Genomic DNA, 21,961 nt, shown 5'->3' with positions numbered 1-21,961 from the left:
CCCGCCACTAGAACAGATATAAAATTTATCGGGAGATATAAAAAACGCATCCATTGGATGCGTTTTTTTATTAACTTTTCAATTAAACTATTGAGTTAAAATATTGATTTCAAACTATTAAGATTGAAAAAGAGCTTCAATAGATAACCCTTGTTTTGATAACACTTCACGTAGCGCTTTTAATGCTTCTACTTGAATTTGACGCACACGTTCGCGTGTTAAACCAATCTCTTTACCCACATTTTCTAATGTCGCCGCTTCGTATCCTAATAAACCAAAGCGTCTTGCTAATACTTCTCGTTGTTTTGCGTTTAAATCCTCTAACCAATCCACGATACGCAATTTCATATCGTTAGTTTGTAATGTATTTTCTGGTGTTGACTCGTTACTGTCTGGAATAATATCTAATAATTCTTTGTCTGAACTATGGCCAAGTGGTGTATCTACTGAACTTATACGTTCATTCAGCTTTAATATCTTTGACACTTCTTTTGCTGATACATCCAACTCTTTAGCGATGTCTTCCGGCGTTGGCTCATGTGTCAGTTTATGCGCTAATTCTCGTGCGGTGCGTAAATACACGTTCAATTTTTTAACAATATGAATAGGTAAACGTATCGTGCGAGTTTGATTCATAATGGCCCGTTCAATGGTTTGACGTATCCACCATGTCGCGTAAGTAGAAAAACGAAAACCTTTTTCTGCATCAAACTTCTCAACCGCGCGAATAAGCCCTAAGTTACCTTCTTCGACTAAATCTAATAATGATAAACCACGATTATTATAGCGACGTGATATTTTAACAACGAGACGCAAATTGCTTTCAATCATGCGTTTACGAGACACTTCATCACCACGATGAGAACGGCGTGAGTAATAGACTTCTTCTTGGGCAGTTAATAGCGGAGAGTAACCAATTTCACCCAAATACAATTGAGTGGCATCCATTACCTTAAATTCACTGCCTGTTGCATAGCGTTCAGGCTCTGCAGGGGTTTCTGCCTCAGCTTTATCAATACCTAATCCATCATCCATTTCAAGATCATCAACGATTGGCTGATTATAGTTGTCTAAATCCTTGTGCTCTGAATTAACTGAAGTTGTTCCTACCATGGTTGCACTCCCTTTTTACCGCTTCAATTTGATGAACTATTACTTTTAAATTGGGCCTTTTAAATATTCCTAAATTATTTCAATCATTAACTGAAAACTTGATCGCGTTATTAACGTTTAGGTAAGTAACGCATGGGATCAACAGACTTACCACGATAGCGAATATCAAAATGTAATCGCACGGTATCTGTATCACTATCTCCCATCACAGCTATTTTTTGGCCCATTTCAACTTGTTCATTCTCTTTTATTATTAGTTTATCATTATGTGCATAAGCACTTAAATAATCATAATTATGCTTAATAATGATTAGTTTTCCATAACCTCTTAAACCGCTACCTGCATAAACAACTTTCCCTTTTGCCGCTGCATATATCGGTGTTCCTCGAACGTTAGAAATAGAGATACCCTTCATTCCTTGCGGGGAGTTAGCAAAGGTTTTTGTTAATTTACCTTTAGTTGGCCACTGCCAATCCGCCACTTTATTATTCGAATCTTGTTGATTAATCGTTTTCTTTTTAATCACTTTTTCATCAACATCATTAGCAGAATATGCTTTCGATGATTTTTTGACAACCTCTATTTTATTGTTTTGTTTACAGGTTTGAACTGTGCAACTTCCTGCGCTATTTTTTGCCTTATTTGATGAAGAAACCACCACTTTTGAGGTACTTGAGCGTAAATTTAGGACTTGTCCCTTCTTAATAATATAAGGCTTTCTTAAATGATTACGTTTAATTAACGTGTTCACCGCCATACCCGCTCGCCAGGCAATGGAATAAAGTGTATCGCCCTTTTGAACAACGTACTTTTTTTGCCCTGGTTTAATACTTTTACCACTTGCAATATAAGTGCCACCACCTTTGTTGAGCGCACCTTTATTTGATTTCACATCATAAACTGGTGCCCTACCACCGGGAGAAGAGCATGAAAACAAAAAAAACAATGTAGTAAATAATATAATTTTCACAATAAAACTAATGCTTTAAAGTAAAATATAAAATAGCAGCGGCAACAATTGTTAACCAACCTAAGACGTCGATATATTTACTTAATTTCGCTTCCATTTTTTCACCACCTAATACCATTAAACCTGCGACTAAAAAGAAACGTAATCCACGTCCCACTAAAGCCGTCAATAAAAAGGGCCAAAATGCCATATTCATGACACCTGCAGTTATGGTAAATACTTTAAATGGAATAGGTGTAAAGCTGGCAATAAAAATCACCATCACTCCCCAGTCATTGAACCATAATTGTGCAGTTTGCATTTTATCTTGATACCCCATCACCTCTATAAATGGCAACACAACGGGTTCATATAAAGCACTACCAAGGTAATACCCTACGGCACCACCTAACACTGAAAATACAGTTGCCCCGAAAGCAAAGCGCCATGCAAGATGGCGTTTTGCTAAAGCCATTGGTGCTAACATAATATCAACAGGAATTGGCCAAAAAATCGACTCAATGAATGCTGTTAAGTATAAATAAAAAGGAGCATATTTATGCTTAGACCAACGCATTACTTTTGTATAAAGTGGGGCAAATATTTTCACAGTTTTCTCTTTTATGAATAAAAATAATGGGTGACGACTAATTGCCGCCTAACCAATGCAATAAACAGTTAATTTTTGAGTCGCCGTTAAATCAGGTATTAGTGGGATATCACATATAAACGTCAAACTCAGTTGTCCTAATCAAATAGGATTGTATCGTTAAGATGATGTTAAGGAGCAATCGTCAATACTTGCTCCTATTTCATGCGGCTTTATTGTAGCTATATGAATAACCTAATAGCTCGCCACCACATAACAACTCATCATAGACTTGTATCAATAAGCTCGCGGATCACACTGGTTGCATAGCAGCCCGCGGGTAAATAAAATTTTATTGTTAAGGTAGTTTCATCCAACCATTGATAGCTAAACTGCTCAGGAATTAATAATAGCGGTCGACGCTCTTGTTTTAAGCCTTCTTTCGCCAATCCTTTTTGTATATCTTCAAATGAAGACAAACACGCTAATTCATATTGCTTTGCTTCGTCAGATGAAGTGAGCTCCCCCGCTCCCCATAAAGGGGCCGTTAAACAAACTTCGCGTATAGCTAAACGTTGTAATGTTTGTTCGGATAAATCAGGTAATGGAAAAAAAGAACGGTTAGCAACAAACTGAACACAATCACCGAGTAGAGGTTGCACCTGTAAATTATCAGCAATACGCTGTGATATAACGCGATTAAATAAATAACTTCTCGCCGCACTCAGGTAGATACCGCGTTTAAAACGATCTTTTATTTTTCGCCCATTAAACATTTGTAATGCAGCATTAACGTTATGACCATCAAAACCAAAACGTTGATTACCAAAATAATTTGGCACCCCTTGCGCAACTTGTTCTAATACTTTTTGTAATCTTTCTTTATCTGATATTTCACGTAAAACGATGGCGAAATGATTACCGGCAAGGCAGCCTGTACGCAGTTTTTTATTGTGGCGTATCACCTTTAATATACTCACACCAGGTGACTCAAAAGTACTGAAGTCAGGGGTCACTTTGCCTGGAATATAAAGCGAAAACCATTGATAGGTTTCAGCTTGACGATCTTTCAATCCTGCATAACTCACATTCTTAGCTGCGATACCTGCAAACTTAGCCAATTGTCTCGCTAAATAATCAGTATTTTCACCTACTTTTTTAATCCATAAACAAACATGCTCGCCTTCCCCAGTTAAATCAAAATCTAAATGTTCTTCAACACGAAAATCTTCACAATGCTGTTTAAACCGACCTGTACTGCTAGGTTTTCCGTATAAGTAATTAAAGTCTAATGGATAAACCATTTTTTCAGGTTGTGTATCACTCATTGTGCATCCTTTAACAAAATAACCACAGCATGCGAGGCAATGCCTTCTTTACGCCCCATTGGTCCTAATTGCTCAGTGGTAGTTGCTTTAACATTTATGTTACCTAAGTCTGTATCGAGCAGACGGGTTAGTTCTGCACACATAGCATCAATGAAAGGTGCCATTTTAGGTGCTTGAGCAATAATGGTGATATCTGCATTACCTAAACGATAGCCTTTTTGTTTCGCTTGTTGGTACACATCAAGCAATAATTCTCGGCTATCAATACCTTTGAAAGCCGCATCATTGTCAGGAAAGTGGCGGCCAATATCACCGAGCGCTAATGCACCTAGTATCGCGTCACAAAACGCATGGATAGCAACATCCCCATCAGAATGTGCAAGTAAACCTTGGCTGTAAGGGATCTTCACGCCAGCAATGGTAATTGGGCCTTCGCCACCAAACTTATGTACATCATATCCATGACCAATACGGATCATATTATTTCCTTAATTGTGGGCGTTAAATTTAGAGAGATAAAATTCAGCGAGTAATAAATCTTCAGGCTGAGTTACTTTTAAGTTATCACTGCGCCCTTCAATGACAGTGATTGCTGCACCAACTAATTCGATAGCAGACGCTTCATCAGTAATTAAGTGCTGATCTTGTATAGACGTTATAGCAGAGATTAATTGCTGATTGTTAAACATTTGTGGGGTGAGTGCGTGCCATAGATTGTTGCGGTCGACCGTACGTTCAATATTATTATGTAAATCAGTTCGTTTCATGGTGTCACGGACTCTACAACCTAACATTGCACCAGATTTATAAGTGTTTGCATGAGCGATCAGCTTATCGATATCCTGTGTTTGTAAACAAGGTCGAGCGGCATCGTGAACTAAAATATACTCACTATCAGGCAAAACTTTGAGGGCACTCAGTACTGAATCCACACGTTCTTTGCCACCCTCTACTATCCTCAGTTTAGGGTGGTTAGCTAGACCTAACAGGTGAAACCATTGATCATTTTGAGCGATAGAAACCACTACTTTATTAATATCAGGGTGATTAAGAAAAGGTGTAATACTATGTTCAATAATCGTTTTATCTAAGAGAGGTAAATATTGTTTAGGGATCTGCGCCCCAACTCGCTTGCCAATACCTGCAGCGGGTATCACCGCAGAAAAAGAAAGTTTACTCATTTAATTTTCTTCCTTCGGTACAATACGGAAAAAGGTCTCACCTTCTTTAATCAACCCCAGTTCATTTCGTGCACGTTCTTCGATTGCATCCGTACCAGTTTTTAAATCGTCAATTTCAGAAAACATCATTTGATTACGAGTGGTTAGCTCAGCATTGCCTGAAATAGCTAATTCAACCTCCTGTGTAAATTCATGATGATCCTGCAATCCATTTTTACCGAACCATAAATGGTACTGTAATAATGCGAATATAAAAATAAAGATAAACAACAGTAAGCGCATGATTTTATGACTCAGTATTAAAAAGTTAATCATCCCACATTCATCGGAAAATTAAAATCAACCCAAGACAGCTAAATCGTACTTATTGTCAGAATCTAAGCATCAAAAAATGCAGGTTAACGATTAAAACCACTTTAATAAAAGATTGAGTTACATTGTAAGATTGACTATAAGGTTGGCTATAGAGTTGATGGTGGTGAAGCATAAAGCCTAATACACCATAGATTTAGTCGTTGCGAAGCTTCAAACTAAGGTAAATACCTAAGTAAAATAAATGATTGTTGGGTGATATATTAAGGACAAATCTTAATAGTAAATAATAGGCCCAACCAAAACGAAAGTTAATTCAACAAATAAATGAGCCTTTTGGTACCCGCTATAAAAACTAATAATGGAGATAGAAGATCTGACTTAAGTACTCTCCCCCGTTCTTATTCCACAGGGGAAGCATCATATTTAAATGGCAAAAATCAATTTTTCCAAAACAGTAATTTACCTTCAAGTTGAGGATAAAACGGATGGATGAATAACTTATGCGTCATAATTAATGCAACAATAGTTTTAATTACAATCATTTGTTCAATGCCTAACAGGTAATAAGCATAACCACCGACAAAAGCCGATATCCACATGAAATACTGAAATAGACGTAATTTTTTAACGCTCAAGGCAGTCAAAATAATCGCAAAATCAGCCCATGTAAGTAACAAACCTAATGATGGATTTGCAAGATAATCATTGATAGAAAAATACGTCGCATACAATAAAAAAGCGATCATAATAACAAGAATAAAACGCGTCATCTTGCGAGAGAGTTCAGTAAAGTCACATAAGTAACGGTATAAAGTCACACTACCCACTACCAAATTTAATAATACTTTAGGCATCACTCCGATTAAAATCCCCCAAGACACATCATTAATAACCGAAAGGAATGAAGCAAGACGCACATTTTTCATGCCATTAAAAATCATTAAAAATATGTAGAAAAAGACACTTGTCCAACCAAGTAGATCAATAAGTGAAGGCATAGTAGCTCCAATAAGGGGGTCAATAAGGGATTCAATATCAATAAAGCGCGCATTTTACGCTGAGTTAGCAAAATAAGATATGATTTAGCACATTGTAAGTACATTTTAAATTTTCAATTTTGATGTTGAAAAAACGAGAGTAATTAATATATATCATGACGCTTCATTTCAACTTTCAATATGATATATCACTAAATAATCTACTTTATCGTTAACTTAACTTATTGATTAAATATATTATTAAAGTATGTTTAACCACTTATAGGTACATTAAAATTTAATGCGAAAAATAATGTTGTGTTTTCTTAAATTTAATATGCTCCTAAATAACAAAATCATACAGATGATTTGCCCTCATGCATAAAACGGGAGCAACTACTTATAGTGATAATCCTGTTGCATAATTATTTTAATAAAATTTATAAAAAGGATTATTCAAATGGCAAAATTTTTAAACACCAGCGCAACAAATTATTATTTAGAAGAGTTGATAAAAAGTGCATCAGATCGCCTTATACTGATCAGCCCTTTTTTAAGATTAAATGATCGTGTTAAAGAATTACTTGAAGATAAAAATAGATTGAAAATTGATGTTCGTATTGTTTATGGAAAAAGCGAGTTACACCCAATGGAAATTAGTTGGTTAAATGAATTATCCTTTGTTAGAACAAGCTTTTGTAAAAACTTGCATGCTAAATGTTACATGAATGAAAGTTCTTGTATAATCACTAGTTTGAATCTCTACGAATTCAGCCAAGTTAACAATAATGAAATGGGAGTTCATATTTCACGCGAAGATGACTCTGACATGTATAGAGATGCATATGACGAGGCGCAGAGAATAATTAGGATAAGTGATGAGGTAAGAATTTCATTACAGAAAATTGAAAAATCAATTCAACAAGATGAAATAATCAAATCTGATGAATCAATAAGTGATACTAATTTAGTTAAAATCACATCGTCTAAATTGGCAACTAAACTTAAACTCAAAACAGCAGAGCTATTAGATAAACTTGTTTTATCAGAATATATAAAAGAAGAAAATGAACAACATATTCTAACAGATAAAGGTATAGCAGTCGGTGGAGAGGCAAAAAAAGGCCGCTTCGGAGCCTATTTTATTTGGCCTGAAGATTTTACTGTGAAATAGTGTTCTCTCTACTTCAAAACTAGTCATTGTTTATTAAAAACTAAGAGGCCAGTAGCTTCATATTTTACTATTCACTTAAGTAAAGAACATATGGACAAATTTAAAACCAGCTTTAAGACTGAAGTTAAGAGTTGTGCTGCTGCGCCTAAATCAATCGATAGGCAAAAAAAATCCCCAACTTAAGTTGAGGATTTTCTAATCTAAGATTTAAAAATCAAATTCTATTAAAAGAATTACTAACCTTTAACTTCTTTAAGACTGAAGTTAAGAATGGTGCTGCTGCGCCCAGAGCAAAGGAAGGCAAAAATATTACTGACCTTTAACTTCTTTAAGACCATTGTAAGGTGCAGCAGCGCCAAGAGCTTCTTCGATACGTAGAAGTTGGTTGCCCGTAGTTAACAAAGAGTAGCAACAGGGTCAGAACGGCTTAATGCTCTTTCGCCAAACAGCAGGTAAAAAAAATCCCCAACCTAAGTTGAGGATTTCTAATCTAAGAATTCAAAGTAGAATATTAGCCTTAACCGAAGTTAGGCAAAAATATTACTGACCTTTAACTTCTTTAAGACCATTGTATGGTGCAGCAGCGCCAAGAGCTTCTTCGATACGTAGAAGTTGGTTGTACTTAGCAACACGATCAGAACGGCTCAATGAACCAGTTTTGATTTGGCCAGCAGCTGTACCAACAGCTAGGTCAGCGATAGTTGCATCTTCAGTCTCACCTGAACGATGAGAGATAACAACTGTGAAACCAGCATCTTTAGCCATTTTGATTGCTGCTAACGTTTCAGTTAGTGAACCAATTTGGTTAAATTTGATTAAGATTGAGTTAGCAATACCGTTGTCGATACCACGCTTAAGGATCTTAGTATTTGTTACGAATAGATCGTCACCAACTAATTGGATTTTATCACCCATTAGTTTAGTTTGGTGTGCGAAACCATCCCAATCAGACTCGTCAAGACCGTCTTCGATAGAAACGATTGGGTATTTGTTAGTAAGATCTTGTAAGAAGAAGTTAAATTCTTCTGAAGTGAATTTTTTGCCTTCACCTTTAAGGTCATAGATGTTTGCTTCTTTGTCGTAGAACTCAGATGCAGCACAATCCATCGCTAATGTGATGTCTTTGCCTAATACGTAACCAGCATTTGCAACTGCTTTTTCGATAGCAGCAAGTGCAGCTTCGTTAGACTCAAGGTTAGGAGCAAAACCACCTTCATCGCCAACAGCAGTTGAGTGACCGTCAGCTTTAAGTACTTTAGCTAGGCTATGGAATACTTCAGCACCCATACGTAGGCCTTCACGGAAGTTAGGCGCGCCAACAGGTTGGATCATGAATTCTTGGATATCTACAGAGTTGTCTGCGTGCTCACCACCATTGATGATGTTCATCATTGGAAGAGGCATAGAGTAAACACCAGAAGTACCGTTTAAGTCAGCAATGTGAGCGTATAGAGGTACTTTTTTAGAGATTGCAGCAGCTTTAGCAGCAGCTAGAGAAACAGCTAAGATAGCGTTTGCGCCGAATTTAGCTTTGTTTTCTGTTCCATCTAGGTCGATCATGATTTGGTCAAGCTCAGCTTGTGCTAGAGCATCTTTACCAGCTAGTGCTTCAGCGATTGGACCATTTACAGCAGCAACAGCTTTAAGTACGCCTTTACCTAAGTAACGAGCTTTATCGCCGTCACGTAATTCAAGAGCTTCACGAGAACCAGTAGATGCACCAGATGGCGCAGCAGCCATACCGATAGAACCATCTGCTAAATGAACTTCAGCTTCTACCGTTGGGTTACCACGTGAATCCATGATTTCACGACCAAGTACTTTAACTATGTTTGACATGATTATTCCTTTGTTTAAGTAAAAATAAAATTTTAAAAATTCTTTAAAACAAGCTGCTATTACATCCAGCAGCTTTTATTGTGTAATTTTTTAACAAACTAATGCGATCGGGTCAACAAAAACTATAAAAAACGACCTTGTTGATGATCTATCGCAGCTTTTATAAACCCTTTGAATAACGGATGTCCATCACGCGGTGTTGAGGTGAATTCAGGGTGGAATTGCGCAGCAACAAACCAAGGATGATCTGGGTTTTCAATTATTTCGACTAATTTTTTGTCTTCTGATAAACCAGTAATTTTTAAGCCTGCTTTCTTGATCGCAGGTAATAAATTGTTATTAACTTCATAACGATGACGATGGCGTTCAAAAATTTCTTTGCTACCGTACATTTCTAATACTTTAGACTTATCGGCTAAATGACATTTTTGCGAACCTACACGCATCGTACCACCTAAGTCAGAGTCTTCAGTGCGTTGTTCGACTTCACCTGACTTATCAATCCATTCGGTAATTAAACCAACAACTGGGTATTTAGTCTCTGCATTAAATTCTGTTGAATGTGCATCTTTAAGGCCTGCAACATTACGTGCATATTCAATCAATGCGACTTGCATACCTAAACAAATACCTAAATAAGGTATTTTATTTTCACGAGCATACTGCGCCGCTAAAATTTTGCCTTCAACACCACGCTCACCAAATCCACCAGGGATTAAGATAGCATCGATACCTTCTAATACGCCTAAACCTTTAATTTCTACATCTTGTGAATCAATATATTTAATTTTCACTGTTGCAGCATTTTTTAAGCCGCCATGTTTTAAGGCTTCGTTAACCGATTTGTATGCGTCTGGTAACTCAGTGTATTTACCAACCATACCGATAACAACCTCACTGGTTGTATTTGCTTCTTCAGAAACAACTTTAGCCCACTCACTTAAATCAGCTTCAGGACACTCTAAACCAAAACGTTCAATACAGATTTGATCTAGCCCCTGTTGTTTTAACAATGCTGGAATTTTGTAAATTGAATCTACATCACGTAATGAAATAACTGACTTTTCTTGCACATTACAGAACAACGCAATCTTAGCGCGTTCATTTGCAGGGAAACTCACTTCACTACGGCAAATAAGAATGTCAGGTTGAATACCTAAACTACGTAATTCTTTTACAGAATGCTGCGTTGGTTTAGTTTTAACTTCACCCGCTGTTTTTAAGTAAGGTAACAATGTTAAATGCATAAACATCGCATTAGCTTGACCTACTTTTAACGCTAATTGACGAATAGCTTCAATGAAAGGTTGTGATTCAATATCACCAACAGTTCCACCTAGCTCAACAATGGCTACATCATGTCCTTCACCACCAGCAACAACACGCGCTTGGATTTCATTAGTGATATGAGGAATAACCTGAATAGTTGCACCAAGGTAATCACCACGACGCTCTTTTGCTAATACATCAGAATAGATACGACCGGTTGTAAAGTTATTACGTTTAGTCATCTTGGTACGAATAAAGCGTTCGTAATGGCCTAAATCGAGATCCGTTTCAGCACCGTCATCGGTAACAAATACTTCACCATGCTGAGTTGGACTCATTGTTCCAGGGTCAACATTAATATATGGGTCAAGTTTTAGAATAGTCACGTCTAAACCACGTGCTTCTAAAATTGCGGCAAGAGAGCCAGCTGCAATACCTTTACCTAGTGATGAAACAACACCACCAGTTACGAAAATATATTTTGTCGTCATAGTAACCCTAAGAATTAAAGAGTAGAAAGAAGCCGGTATTCCACATAAAAACAATCACACAGCAAAAATCATCAACTTAGCTAAGTTAAGTGATGTTTATACGTTATGTGACATTGTTATCAAAAATGAAGAATATTGAACATTTAGATGGGATGACATTATAGCAAGCGCACTTATTTTCGACAATCTTTTCTCTGCATTTACTCATATTATTTATTTTACCTGCAAAAACAAGGTTTAAGTTCTCTATTAATAACAATTAAAGCAACAATAAAGTCAACATAGCGTTTAGAAATAGTATTGCGCCAGCAAAAGATGCTGCTTCATTGATTATACAAATATAAGGTGCTTAGTAATGCTGGCTATTATCACTTAATAAGTTGAATTTTTAAGGCTAGAAAAGTCATAAAAAACATTACCTTCTCTATTAATAGCGGTATGCCCAAGCCCTTTATCGCATAGACTATCTAGCATTTCGGTGGCTCGTTCAATATTAACTCGACAATGAGTTGCGATATCAAAAGGTGTGAGCTGATAGTTATTTGCTTTGATCATGTTGAGCACTAAACGTTCAAATTGCTCATCTTGAATTGTTTTTAATGACTTCGATGCATGTTGAAAACAAAACCAACCTAACCCACCTAACAAACAGGCAAGCGGTAGAAATAAAATTCGGCTAAAGGTTAATAAAACCAGTAATGCTGCAATGCCCATCAATAAATAAGATAAAGACTGTAGTTTTTTATATTTATCTACCGCAGCTTTATTCTCGGCTTCAAAGGAAGCGATCTCTTGCTGTAACGTATTCGATGCTACGCTAGCTTTAGGAGCGACATAACGCAACTTAGGTGGTGAGAACTGATAACGTTGACCTATTTTATCTAATCCACCTGAAAACCCTTGGCCTACGGCTCGAATCGACCACCCCTGTTGATTACGATAGAAGTTCAGCAGCACCATAGTATTATAATTTTTATCAGTGGTTTCGCAGACGTACTTAGCCATCTTTTGGTCGGTATAAGTATTGCTCACGCTCAGCTCGATAAAATCAGCACTATTAATACGCTTACTCGCCGCACGCCTTGTTACTAAAATTTGAATCTTAGTGACATCCTGAGGTAGTTTATCTAAGTTAATCGATACTTCTGCATCGCTTAGCTTGACTCCTTCCCCACGTAATATCGTATTTTCATGATATAAAAAATCTTTAATATTATTGACTTTATTATCACGATTGATAGCAACGACGTTAAGTGCCAAATCATCTATTTTAGGTACAACATTAAGCTTACAAGTGATCGCAGTGCAATGTGTAAAATGCTCACTAAGTGATAAATTCTGACCTTTTTGTAGTTGTACATTCTCAACGATACTTGGCTCTAATGGTTGAGTTATAACCTCTGCCTCGGTGCTTTTATGCTCAGAAGTCACTGAAGGCTTTTCTTCAAGTCTTTCAGGCTTGATAAAGCTCACCCCTAGCTCTGTTAACGTCGTTAAATGTCCTGTTTTTAGAGGCTGGCGTTTATAGCCTAATTTCCATACGTTATTATGTAGGTAAAACTCAAAAAACATCACACCTTTATGCGAGTCATTAAAAGATTCAACATCCATTTTTGCCAATCGACCGAGAGATAAATCATTAACTCTAATTTGAAAATGACTCATCTGCTTTAAAGAATAGCGACTGTTTTCAGGTAAAAAACCATAAAAAGCAAGGCGATCTATTTTTGTATCAAGTTGTGGAAATTGAACAGTAAAATGCCGGCCTGATTTATCTAAACTCACAGCCTTGGGCAGCGGCCATTGATTGTGAGATATATTCGTTTCAGCGAGTACTTTCCCATCGCTAAAAGCCACAGCATAAATCGCCAGATTTAAATCACTTTTCAGGCTACGCCATGCAAAATCAATTTCAACACACCCAATTTTTTCAATTAAGATATTTTGGCCAACTATTAATGTCATAAATCACTACTTTCAATGAATAAAAAGGTACTTAAACGATTGCTATCAAAACCAATCAGACGATATTAGTAAATATAAAAAATCTAGCACAATCAACATCAAGTTAACGAGTAAGCTCTACATCGTCCTCTAAGTCCATAACCATGCAACAATGTTAATATTAATGATATGGGGTTAAAATTTAATTTTTAAACGCTTTATCAAAGGGTTCTTCACCCAGACATTACGACAAGGTATATCAGTTAAGCAGCGCAATTATTTTAATAACGCATTTAATCCGACGCACAAAATAAGAGATAGCAAATTATTTGATAGGGATTAATTTTAACTTTTAACTTTTAGTTTTTTAATGTCATTCCATATGGCATCTAGTTCGTTTAGCGTGCAATCCCCCATCTCTTTACCTAATGATTTTACATGTTGCTCAACTAAACGAAAACGAGATGAAAACTTTTGATTTGCTTGATTTAACACTTGTTCAGGGTTTGCTTTTAAATGGCGAACTAGATTAACGTTAGCAAATAATAAATCCCCTAGCTCATCTACAATACGCGCTTTTTGCTGTTCCTGTGTTAAATCAGTTCGTTTCACTTCGACTAATACTTCATCAATTTCTTCGTGTATTTTAGCAATAACAGGCTCTAGCTCAGCCCAATCAAATCCGACACTAGCCGCTCGTTTTTGAATTTTATAAGCGCGTGTAAGTGACGGTAATGCTAATGGAATATTATCTAAAATACTTTCTTCGGTATTTAATGATTTAGCTTTTTTGAGACGCTCTTTTTCTTTTTCAGCTTCCCAATTGGCGTTGATTTCTGCATCACTTGTAAACTCAGTGGTCGAGAATACATGCGGATGACGTCGAATCAGTTTTTCGTTTAAGACGGCTAAAATATCATCAAACTCAAACAAACCTTGCTCTTTTGCTAACTGAGCATAAAAAACCACCTGAAATAAAAGATCGCCAAGCTCACCTTTCAAATCATCAAAATCTTTATTAGCAATCGCATCGGCGACTTCATAGGCTTCTTCAATGGTATGTGGCACCACACTATCGAAGGTTTGTTTGAGATCCCATGGGCACCCTGTTTCAGGAGTGCGTAATTGCTGCATGATAGATAGTAATTGCGATAAATTTGCTGACATGATGATTCCCAAAGCGATGATAATTAAAAACTTAGGTTCAAATAGTAAATGCTCAGGTCGGCTTATGCAAAGCTTTAATCGATACGCTGAAAGATGAGAAAATAGAGATCAAGTTAATGGGTGTATAAAAGTCAGAGGCTGTATCTATAGACATATTGATGGACACGTCTATAGGCAATAATTATGGGCAGTATTTATGCGAATCTAGGTGAATAGAAAAGTAGTTTATTTTATAACATGTGAATGGTGAGCCAATAGCCTTGCTTTCTTTGCTTCTATATCCGCTACCAATCAACATGCATTTTTTGCACATTGAATGGTAACGGGTAGATATATTAGTTAAATGCTCGGGCCACACGGCCTTTTGAAGTTAACTGGTATTGTTTTGTGTAGGCAGGAATAAATACTGATTGCCCTTTATTGATCACAACCGTTTCGCCACTTTCATGGGTTAGGGTGACATCATTATCCAAGGCTAATAATATTTCAGCACTATCGACGGTTAAGGTTAAATCCTTAATAGACTCAAACAATGCAAATTTAAAATCTTCAACTGGGATTGCGTAATACTCACCACCCTCTTTTAATTCAGGAGTGAATTGTAATGAGTCAAAAGGAATAGCATCGAATTTAGTACATGCAACAAGCTCTTCAACATCCATGTATTTTGGCGTTAAACCCGCACGTAATACATTGTCAGAGTTTGCCATAATTTCAAGACCTGTACCTTTCAAATAAGCATGTGGTGTACATGCATATAAGAACATAGCTTCACCTGGTTGTAGCGTGATCACATTCAGCATTAATGGTGTAAACAAACCAATATCACCGGGGTGTTGAAGTGATAGTTCTAAAATAAGGGCAAATAATGGATCTTCTTGATTTTCATTGGCATATTCAAGCAGCTCATTAACAGCACATTCTTTTACTTCGCCTTTCAAAGAAAGTAACTCAGAAAAAAATGTTTCTAATCCTGCTGAATTTAATGCAGAAGAAAAGGCATCAACAAGATCACCAATCGCTGCTACGTTAATTTTTTTAAATAACGCGATAGTCTGCTCAAACTCACGAAAGCCATTCATTGCTTGGTAAGGTGTTAATGCATAAACCAATTCAGGTTTATGGTTTGGATCTTTATAATTACGATTGCCAGCATTACGTGGAATGCCTGCCGCTTCTTCTTTTGCAAAACCGACTTCTGCTTGTGCTTTACTTGGGTGAACTTGCACAGATAGTGCTTCGCCTGCGGCTAGTACTTTAAATAAATAAGGTAGTTCAGCAAATTGAGCATTCGTTTTAGGTGTTAAAATAGCATCTTTGTCTTGTGCTATAAAATCAGATAAAAGCTGTGTATTACCGTTGTTGATAATTTTAGAACAACCATTAGCATGAGCGCCCATCCAGATTTCAGCTTGATGCTTATTTTCTGGATTGTTAATGCCTAATAGTTTGCTAATAGAAGTACGGCTTCCCCATATATAATCTTGGATCACGTTTTCCATGGGGAAAAAGCAAGGTGAAAGTACTTGAGTCATGATGAGCCCTTATCAATTCGTTTTTAGTTTTATAAGTAGTAATTTAAAAGTAGTAATTTAAAAGTAGTAACTTAAAAATAGTTATTTAAAAAAAGCTATTTAAGAGAAAGTTTATTTCCCATCGCTAATGTTGCCGCTACGTTTCTTGCGGTACGTGTTAAGTTTTGTTCTGCTTCATTGAGTACCTGGGTAAGTGCCTGTGGCGATCTCACGGTACCAAAAATACTGCCCATGGAGTCATACAAAGCATCCACTTCAGTACCTAGCGAGCCCGCTATTGCAATCACTGGAATACCGCGTTGTACCGCACGTTGAGCAATACCAAAGGGTGTTTTTCCGTTCAGCGTTTGGTTGTCCATCATGCCTTCACCGGAAATGACTAAATCAGCACCTTGAAGTAATTCATCGACATTCAAAATATCCAGCACCATATCAATGCCAGCTTTTATTTGAATATTAAACGCTAATGACAAACCTAAAGGCGCCCCACCGGCCGCGCCAAAACCAACACTTTGTTGATGATTAATATGCGTTGTTTTTTCTGCGATGTTGGCAAAGTGACTTAAGGCATTATCAAGTAACTCAACCATCTCTGCAGTGGCACCTTTTTGCGGGCCAAAAATAGCACTGGCACCATTTTCACCGGTTAATGGGTTAGACACATCACAGGCAACAATAAATTCAACATTAGCACAGCGTTTATCAAGATGAGTTAAATCAATACTCGCGAGGTTAGCTAATGCAGCACCGCCAAGGGGTAATTCATTACCTTGTGCATCTAATAACTGACCGCCTAATGCTTGCAATATTCCTGCGCCACCATCATTGGTTGCGCTGCCACCTAAACCAATCAAGATTTTTTGCACACCAAGGTCTAACGCTTGTAATATTGATTGCCCAGTACCAAAGCTGGTGGCTAATAATGGATCACGTTGTTCTGGTGTAATCAAATCAAGACCAGAAGCGGCTGCAATTTCAATTAATGCGGTTTTGCTTTCGCCGTCATCCAGTAATGCCCAAACTGCATTAACATCATCTTTAATAGGCCCATGCACGATTTGCTTTTGTCTTTGTCCATTAAGCGCATCAACTAATACATCAACGGTTCCTTCTCCGCCATCGGCAAGAGGGACTTTGATGTATTCACTATCGGGGAAAATTTCTGAAAAGCCATTTTCTATACAGGTTGCTACGTCAGCAGCAGAAAGTGATTCTTTGAATGAATCAGGGGCAATAACAATTTTCATCATTTCACCTATAAACCCCTCTGGCGAGGGGTTCTAATTATAGTTAACTAAAAAATAGTTTATATCAAGGGAGCGAATCAACTCATTAAGTGTATTGCCCCTTTTTGATTAAAACTTAACGCGGAACGTTTTAGCCTGACATGGACCTAAATCACCAAAATCTTGCGATTGTTGAGCAACTACGCCTGGTTTTGGCGTTTCATCCATTAAGGTTTCTAACCATTCAGTGACCGGTGTTGTAAATTCGATATCACCTTTAACCGTTTCTGTTTCTGAAGGGTTGTAAACACGGATAATTAACGCATCTTCATCTTCAGCTTTTTTCAGAACACTTAACACTAAACCATTTTTATCTGCACTACATAAACTATAAGTTAATGGGATATTTTTCTCACCCACATTTAGTTTCATCGCATTAAATGGAATTTTGTTGTAACACTGAATAGGTGTTACGTTATCACGTGCTTCAGCCATTACATTAGCAGTAATATGATCACCAGCAAACCCAAACAAAGTGAATTCACAAACAATTTTACCACGTACTTGCGAATCAGGAGCTGGGATCTTGATTCCAGACGGACGACCAGGGCGAAGTAATAAATTCTCTTTACCTAATACACCGATACCACGGAATAAAGTTAAAGCAAATGTATCACGCTGTTCAGTTTCATTAGCAATGACTTCAAATTCACGTAAACCATTAGTCATCACAGCCATTCCAGCTTGACCATTTTCAAGCGCAGCAAAGTTCATTAATTGATAAACAGGTACTGGCGCTTCTTTCCATTTTTCAGCTTCCCAAACTTGCATTGCAGGGTCATCGGTCGTACGAGTGATCAGACCAAACTGGTTATCAGCGACGACTGTATCTGTTACAAATGGTGTTGGAATAAGCACACGTACACGGTGATCATCAGCTTGGTTATCTAATTCCATGCGTACTTCGATGCGACGAGTATCTTGTTTTAATACAACCTGACAGACCACATCAACATAACCATCTTGGTTGCTACGTTGTTCACGTGACTCAAGGTTGATAGGCACACTCATACGGAATTTAATATGCGCAACAGATTGTAATGCTTGATGCTCAACATTGGTTTCAACATCAAAGTCATTTGAATATAATAACCACTCTTTACGTGAAGGAGAGTAATCGTATTCATCACCATCATCAGAACCATCTTCAAGGCGTAATACCTGCTCAAACGTTTGCTCTGTTTCTTTATCAAATACAGCCAACGTGCCGTCATTGTTTACAGTAATTTTGTAGAAGCTGTTTTCTAATACGTTTTGCTCATTTTGTGGTGCAACTTGTAGCGCGCCTTTTTCATTAGCTTGAACATGTAACGTAGTGAACCCCATTGCCGGTACGTTAACTTTCAATTGAATATTGAATTCCATGAACGGGTCATAGTTACCATAATGTACAATTTGACGGTCAATTTTACCTGGGTCAATTTCTTGTTGATCTTCAATAAAGTATTCAACGTCATTGCCTGCATCATCAAAGATTTTAAATTCTTGAGCACGGATCGTAATCATTGTATTAACAACTTCTTCACGTGCATAAGGCGATAAGTTAAATAATGCTAATTTATCACAACCCTCTTTTTCAGGCATATGATCGACGATTTTACGTTTGTAGAAATTAATCAGGTTAGTGGCCATGTCATCAGCAAGAATATAACGATTTAAAATTTCAGCGTGAACCTTATCGCTACAACAACAACCGATAGAATCATGAGCATGATTTTTCATGCTTTCTTTCCACATTTTTTCAATTAAACCATGGTGATAATCAAAACCAAGTTTGAATGCAATTGAAGCAAGCGGCTCTAGAATGTTAACAATTTTGTTTTCAACTTCAGCATGAATAAGTTTAATATCCATACGTGTAGAAGAGATAGTACGGTGAACACGCATGTATTTACCATCGTTAAATTCACCTTTAATAGTATCTAATTGATCGCGTTGTGCTTCAATTTTTTCAAATACGTCTTCGAAACGGCTCATCAAGAATTCACGGTCAGGGTAAGCTTCGCGTAAAATGTCCATCACCTCAAAGATATTTTTTTGAATAGGCATTTGATCATGGCCATTCGGTAATAGAATATCTTTAGTGACAGACGCGTTTTCTAATACTTTTAAGTAAGTATCTAAACGTGTTGTTAATGCATCTTTATCTTCTGGTAAGTATTTACCAATTGCATAACCTAAAGGAAGGACTTGTGCAGTGACTTCACTACCGTCATTTGACTGCCATAAGAATTCAGTTTTGTTAGTGCCGTGACGTTCAGAACAACCACGCCAAAACATAGTACGGTCAATCCCAAAGCCGTTATAGATCATTGGTAATTGAGAACTCATTGAGAAAGAGTCTGGTAGGTAACCAATTTTCATCGGCTCACCTAATGCTAAACAATCACGCATGCCGTATAGCATATTACGTACAATTGATTCACCAGAAACCTGCATCGTATCGGTTTGTGAATACCAAGGACCTACAATTAATTTACCAGCTTGAACCAATGCTTTAACACGCTCTTTACCACCTGGGATAACGGCAAAGTAATCTTCTAATAATGCTGTTTGTCCATCAAGTACGTAGTATTTGTAATCAGGATCTGTTTCCAGACGCCCCATTATTTCTTCCATGTTGTTCACTAATAAAATACGAGATTCTTCCGTAGTGAAATACCATTCACGATCCCAGTGCATGTGTGGAGTAATGTGTACGCGAGATGTAGTCATAATTTTATACCTTAAGATAAGTGGTTAATGAATAACCAGCTACTTTGAGAAATAGCAAAAAAGGCATAGTGAGAAAGTCCACTATGCCAATCATTGTTTTTATTAGTTAGTTGCAGTCATACCCGCTAATTTTTCTTTTTTAGCGTGATGTGCTCTCCAAGTAATTAACATTGCTGTCGAGATAACCGTACCAATCAGTGCAGCACCGAACCAGATACCTGCTGCCATAAAGCTACCAATACCAGCATCATGCAATAAGAAGATTGAGAAGATACCAGCGCCCGGTGTTGAAAGGCCAATACCCGCACCACCAACAATTGCACCTGTCACCATAGAGCCTACAAGGAATGAACCGATAACACGTACTGGATCTTCAATCGCCATAGGAATCGCACCTTCGGTAATACCTGCTAGGCCTAACAACCAGGTTGATTTACCCACTTCAATTTCAAACTCTTTAAATAAGCGAGGAGCAATCATAGTAGAGAAAGTAACGGTAAAGGCAGAAACCATTTTAACCGAACCAAAGATTGCGTAAGGGCCATAAACACCATTTGCCATCGCACCTAAACAGAATGCATAAGCCGCTTTGTTAACCGGACCACCTAAGTCGAAAGATACAAATATACCGATAATTGCACCTAGTAACAATGTGTTGCTACCCGAGAGGCTGTTCAACCAATCAGTCAATCCTTGGTTTAGGAAAGCAACAGGTTTACCAACAACAAATAGCATCAAGCTACCGACTACAACCGTACCAATAACAGGGTAAAGGTAGAAAGTTAAAAAACCGTTGAATGCAGGGCTTAAACGTACGTTTTCTTTTACCCAACGCATTACATAACCGGCTAATAGACCACCAACAACACCACCTAAGAAACCAGAACCGATTAAGTTAGCCGCAAGACCCGCAGCAAAACCAGGACCTAATGCAGGTTTATCGGCAATAGAGTAAGCCGTATAAGCTGCTAATACCGGTACCATCAAGGTGCCTAACATACCGCCACCTAATTTACGGTACATCCATAGCCATGAACCATCTGTTCCGTACAGTTCTTGCAAGTCAAAAATTTGTGCAATCAATACGGCAATAGCCAATACTGAACCACCTGCAACGATTAATGGAACAGCAAATGAAATACCACTTAATAAAGCACGTTTCAATTCTGTTTTAAGCGGTAATCTTTTAGGTTTATCTTCTGTCTGTGCAACACGTGCCGCACCAGTACCGTTTTTACCCGCTTCTAATGCTTCATTAAGAATGCGCTCTGCATGTTTGATAGGCTCAGCCACTGCTGTTTCAACACGTGGGATACCATCAAATCGTTCAATATCTTTAATCGATACTTCAGTAGCAAAAACACAGGCAACCGCTTCATTTAATTGTGCAGCAGTTAAACGGTCTTCAATGCCGTTTGCACCTTGTTTTTCAACATAGACATTAATGCCTAATTTCTTACCTGCTTTTTCTAAGTATTCCGCAGCCATGTAAGTATGTGCAATACCTGCTGGGCAAGCTGTCACACAAACAACGGTTGGTTTGCTTGAATCTAATTCAACTTGTTCCTTAGCAACTTTTTTACCGTCTAATAAAGCAAGCACTTGCTCTGGAGTAGTTGCATTAAGTACTGCTTCACGAATGTCATCATCTACTAAAGTAGTTGTTAATTCAGTCAACACTTGCATATGTGTAGACCCCGCTTCAGCATTAGGGATCGCAAGTAAGAAGATTAAATTAACATCTTCGTCTTCATCTTCATCAATACCTTTCCACTTTAAATCTTGCTTCAAAGTAGCAACGGCAAAGCTTGCTTCTTTTACTGCATCAGATTTACCGTGCGGTACAGCAAGCCCTTCACCTAAAGCGGTAGGTCCTTGCTCTTCACGTGCAAATACTGCCGCTAAAAATTCTTCTTTGTTATGCAATTTACCTTGCTGATCTAACTTTTCAGTTAGCGCATGAATAGCATCATCGCGACTAGCAAACGTAGTTTGCAATGTCATCAAAGATGCATTTGTTAATGTTGTCATTTTCATAATCTTTGTCCTATTTCCACAAGTCCCACAAATAAAATCGGTTACATTTCA

17 protein-coding genes are annotated in these 21,961 nt (G+C 37.5%); 1 reads left to right on the top strand and 16 read right to left on the bottom strand.

Going from position 1 to position 21,961, the window contains the following annotated elements; genetic code table 11:
- Positions 1-117 precede the first annotated feature (117 nt).
- The 8 genes from rpoS to MT391_RS09595 all read right to left on the bottom strand — a co-directional run bounded on the left by rpoS (position 118) and on the right by MT391_RS09595 (position 6,474).
- Positions 118-1,113, bottom strand: coding sequence for an RNA polymerase sigma factor RpoS (gene rpoS / locus MT391_RS09630; RefSeq protein WP_499497746.1), 996 nt, complete (start codon positions 1,111-1,113; stop codon positions 118-120).
- A 110-nt stretch (positions 1,114-1,223) separates the two neighbouring features.
- Entirely contained in the window at positions 1,224-2,006 is a 783-nt protein-coding gene (locus MT391_RS09625) for a peptidoglycan DD-metalloendopeptidase family protein (RefSeq protein WP_499497745.1), read from the bottom strand.
- Between the two features lie 85 nt (positions 2,007-2,091).
- Positions 2,092-2,673 carry a VTT domain-containing protein gene (locus MT391_RS09620; protein ID WP_166371653.1) on the bottom strand — a complete coding sequence of 194 codons (582 nt, stop codon included), beginning with the start codon at positions 2,671-2,673 and terminating at the stop codon, positions 2,092-2,094.
- A gap of 263 nt (positions 2,674-2,936) precedes the next feature.
- The gene (gene truD, locus MT391_RS09615) at positions 2,937-3,980 is read right to left on the bottom strand and encodes a tRNA pseudouridine(13) synthase TruD (RefSeq protein ID WP_205963024.1); all 1,044 of its coding nucleotides are present in this window, start codon (positions 3,978-3,980) and stop codon (positions 2,937-2,939) included.
- Positions 3,977-4,459 (bottom strand): 2-C-methyl-D-erythritol 2,4-cyclodiphosphate synthase, encoded by a 483-nt coding sequence (gene ispF / locus MT391_RS09610; RefSeq protein ID WP_166371652.1) that lies wholly within the window; start codon positions 4,457-4,459, stop codon positions 3,977-3,979. The genes truD and ispF overlap by 4 nt, the downstream gene beginning before the upstream one ends.
- Before the next feature lie 9 nt (positions 4,460-4,468).
- Entirely contained in the window at positions 4,469-5,161 is a 693-nt protein-coding gene (gene ispD / locus MT391_RS09605) for a 2-C-methyl-D-erythritol 4-phosphate cytidylyltransferase (protein WP_166371651.1), read from the bottom strand.
- A complete protein-coding gene (ftsB, locus tag MT391_RS09600) occupies positions 5,162-5,443 on the bottom strand; it encodes a cell division protein FtsB (protein WP_028868786.1) in 282 nt (93 codons plus the stop codon).
- 470 nt (positions 5,444-5,913) lie between these two features.
- Positions 5,914-6,474 (bottom strand): phosphopyruvate hydratase, encoded by a 561-nt coding sequence (locus tag MT391_RS09595; protein ID WP_166371650.1) that lies wholly within the window; start codon positions 6,472-6,474, stop codon positions 5,914-5,916.
- 439 nt (positions 6,475-6,913) lie between these two features.
- On the opposite strand from MT391_RS09595, the gene MT391_RS09590 reads away from it, so the two are divergent.
- Positions 6,914-7,627, top strand: a complete 714-nt coding sequence (locus tag MT391_RS09590; protein WP_499441081.1) for a phospholipase D family protein — start codon at positions 6,914-6,916, stop codon at positions 7,625-7,627.
- A gap of 540 nt (positions 7,628-8,167) precedes the next feature.
- Here the strand turns inward: MT391_RS09590 and eno are convergent.
- The 8 genes from eno to mngA form a co-directional block, all read right to left on the bottom strand.
- Positions 8,168-9,466, bottom strand: a complete 1,299-nt coding sequence (gene eno / locus MT391_RS09585) for a phosphopyruvate hydratase (RefSeq protein ID WP_499497743.1) — start codon at positions 9,464-9,466, stop codon at positions 8,168-8,170.
- A 122-nt stretch (positions 9,467-9,588) separates the two neighbouring features.
- Positions 9,589-11,226: a CTP synthase gene (gene pyrG, locus MT391_RS09580; protein WP_166371648.1), complete on the bottom strand. Its 1,638-nt coding sequence runs from the start codon at positions 11,224-11,226 to the stop codon at positions 9,589-9,591.
- Positions 11,227-11,598: 372 nt separating this feature from the next.
- Positions 11,599-13,191 carry a TerD family protein gene (locus MT391_RS09575; RefSeq protein WP_499497741.1) on the bottom strand — a complete coding sequence of 531 codons (1,593 nt, stop codon included), beginning with the start codon at positions 13,189-13,191 and terminating at the stop codon, positions 11,599-11,601.
- Between the two features lie 324 nt (positions 13,192-13,515).
- Positions 13,516-14,337, bottom strand: a complete 822-nt coding sequence (gene mazG, locus MT391_RS09570) for a nucleoside triphosphate pyrophosphohydrolase (RefSeq protein WP_499441076.1) — start codon at positions 14,335-14,337, stop codon at positions 13,516-13,518.
- A 335-nt stretch (positions 14,338-14,672) separates the two neighbouring features.
- On the bottom strand, positions 14,673-15,872 hold the full coding sequence (gene manA, locus MT391_RS09565; RefSeq protein ID WP_499497739.1) for a mannose-6-phosphate isomerase, class I: 1,200 nt from the start codon (positions 15,870-15,872) through the stop codon (positions 14,673-14,675).
- A 95-nt stretch (positions 15,873-15,967) separates the two neighbouring features.
- The gene (locus tag MT391_RS09560; protein ID WP_499497763.1) at positions 15,968-17,119 is read right to left on the bottom strand and encodes a glycerate kinase; all 1,152 of its coding nucleotides are present in this window, start codon (positions 17,117-17,119) and stop codon (positions 15,968-15,970) included.
- A gap of 108 nt (positions 17,120-17,227) precedes the next feature.
- Positions 17,228-19,873, bottom strand: coding sequence for a mannosylglycerate hydrolase (gene mngB / locus MT391_RS09555; RefSeq protein ID WP_499497737.1), 2,646 nt, complete (start codon positions 19,871-19,873; stop codon positions 17,228-17,230).
- Positions 19,874-19,975: 102 nt separating this feature from the next.
- Positions 19,976-21,910, bottom strand: coding sequence for a PTS 2-O-a-mannosyl-D-glycerate transporter subunit IIABC (mngA, locus tag MT391_RS09550; protein WP_166371643.1), 1,935 nt, complete (start codon positions 21,908-21,910; stop codon positions 19,976-19,978).
- Between the last annotated feature and the right edge of the window lie 51 nt (positions 21,911-21,961).

The organism is Vibrio sp. 1-Bac 57, from assembly GCF_037546855.1.
Lineage (GTDB): Bacteria > Pseudomonadota > Gammaproteobacteria > Enterobacterales > Psychromonadaceae > Psychromonas.
Note: the sequence above shows the minus strand (reverse complement) of the source record. Positions and strands in the feature narration are given on the sequence as shown.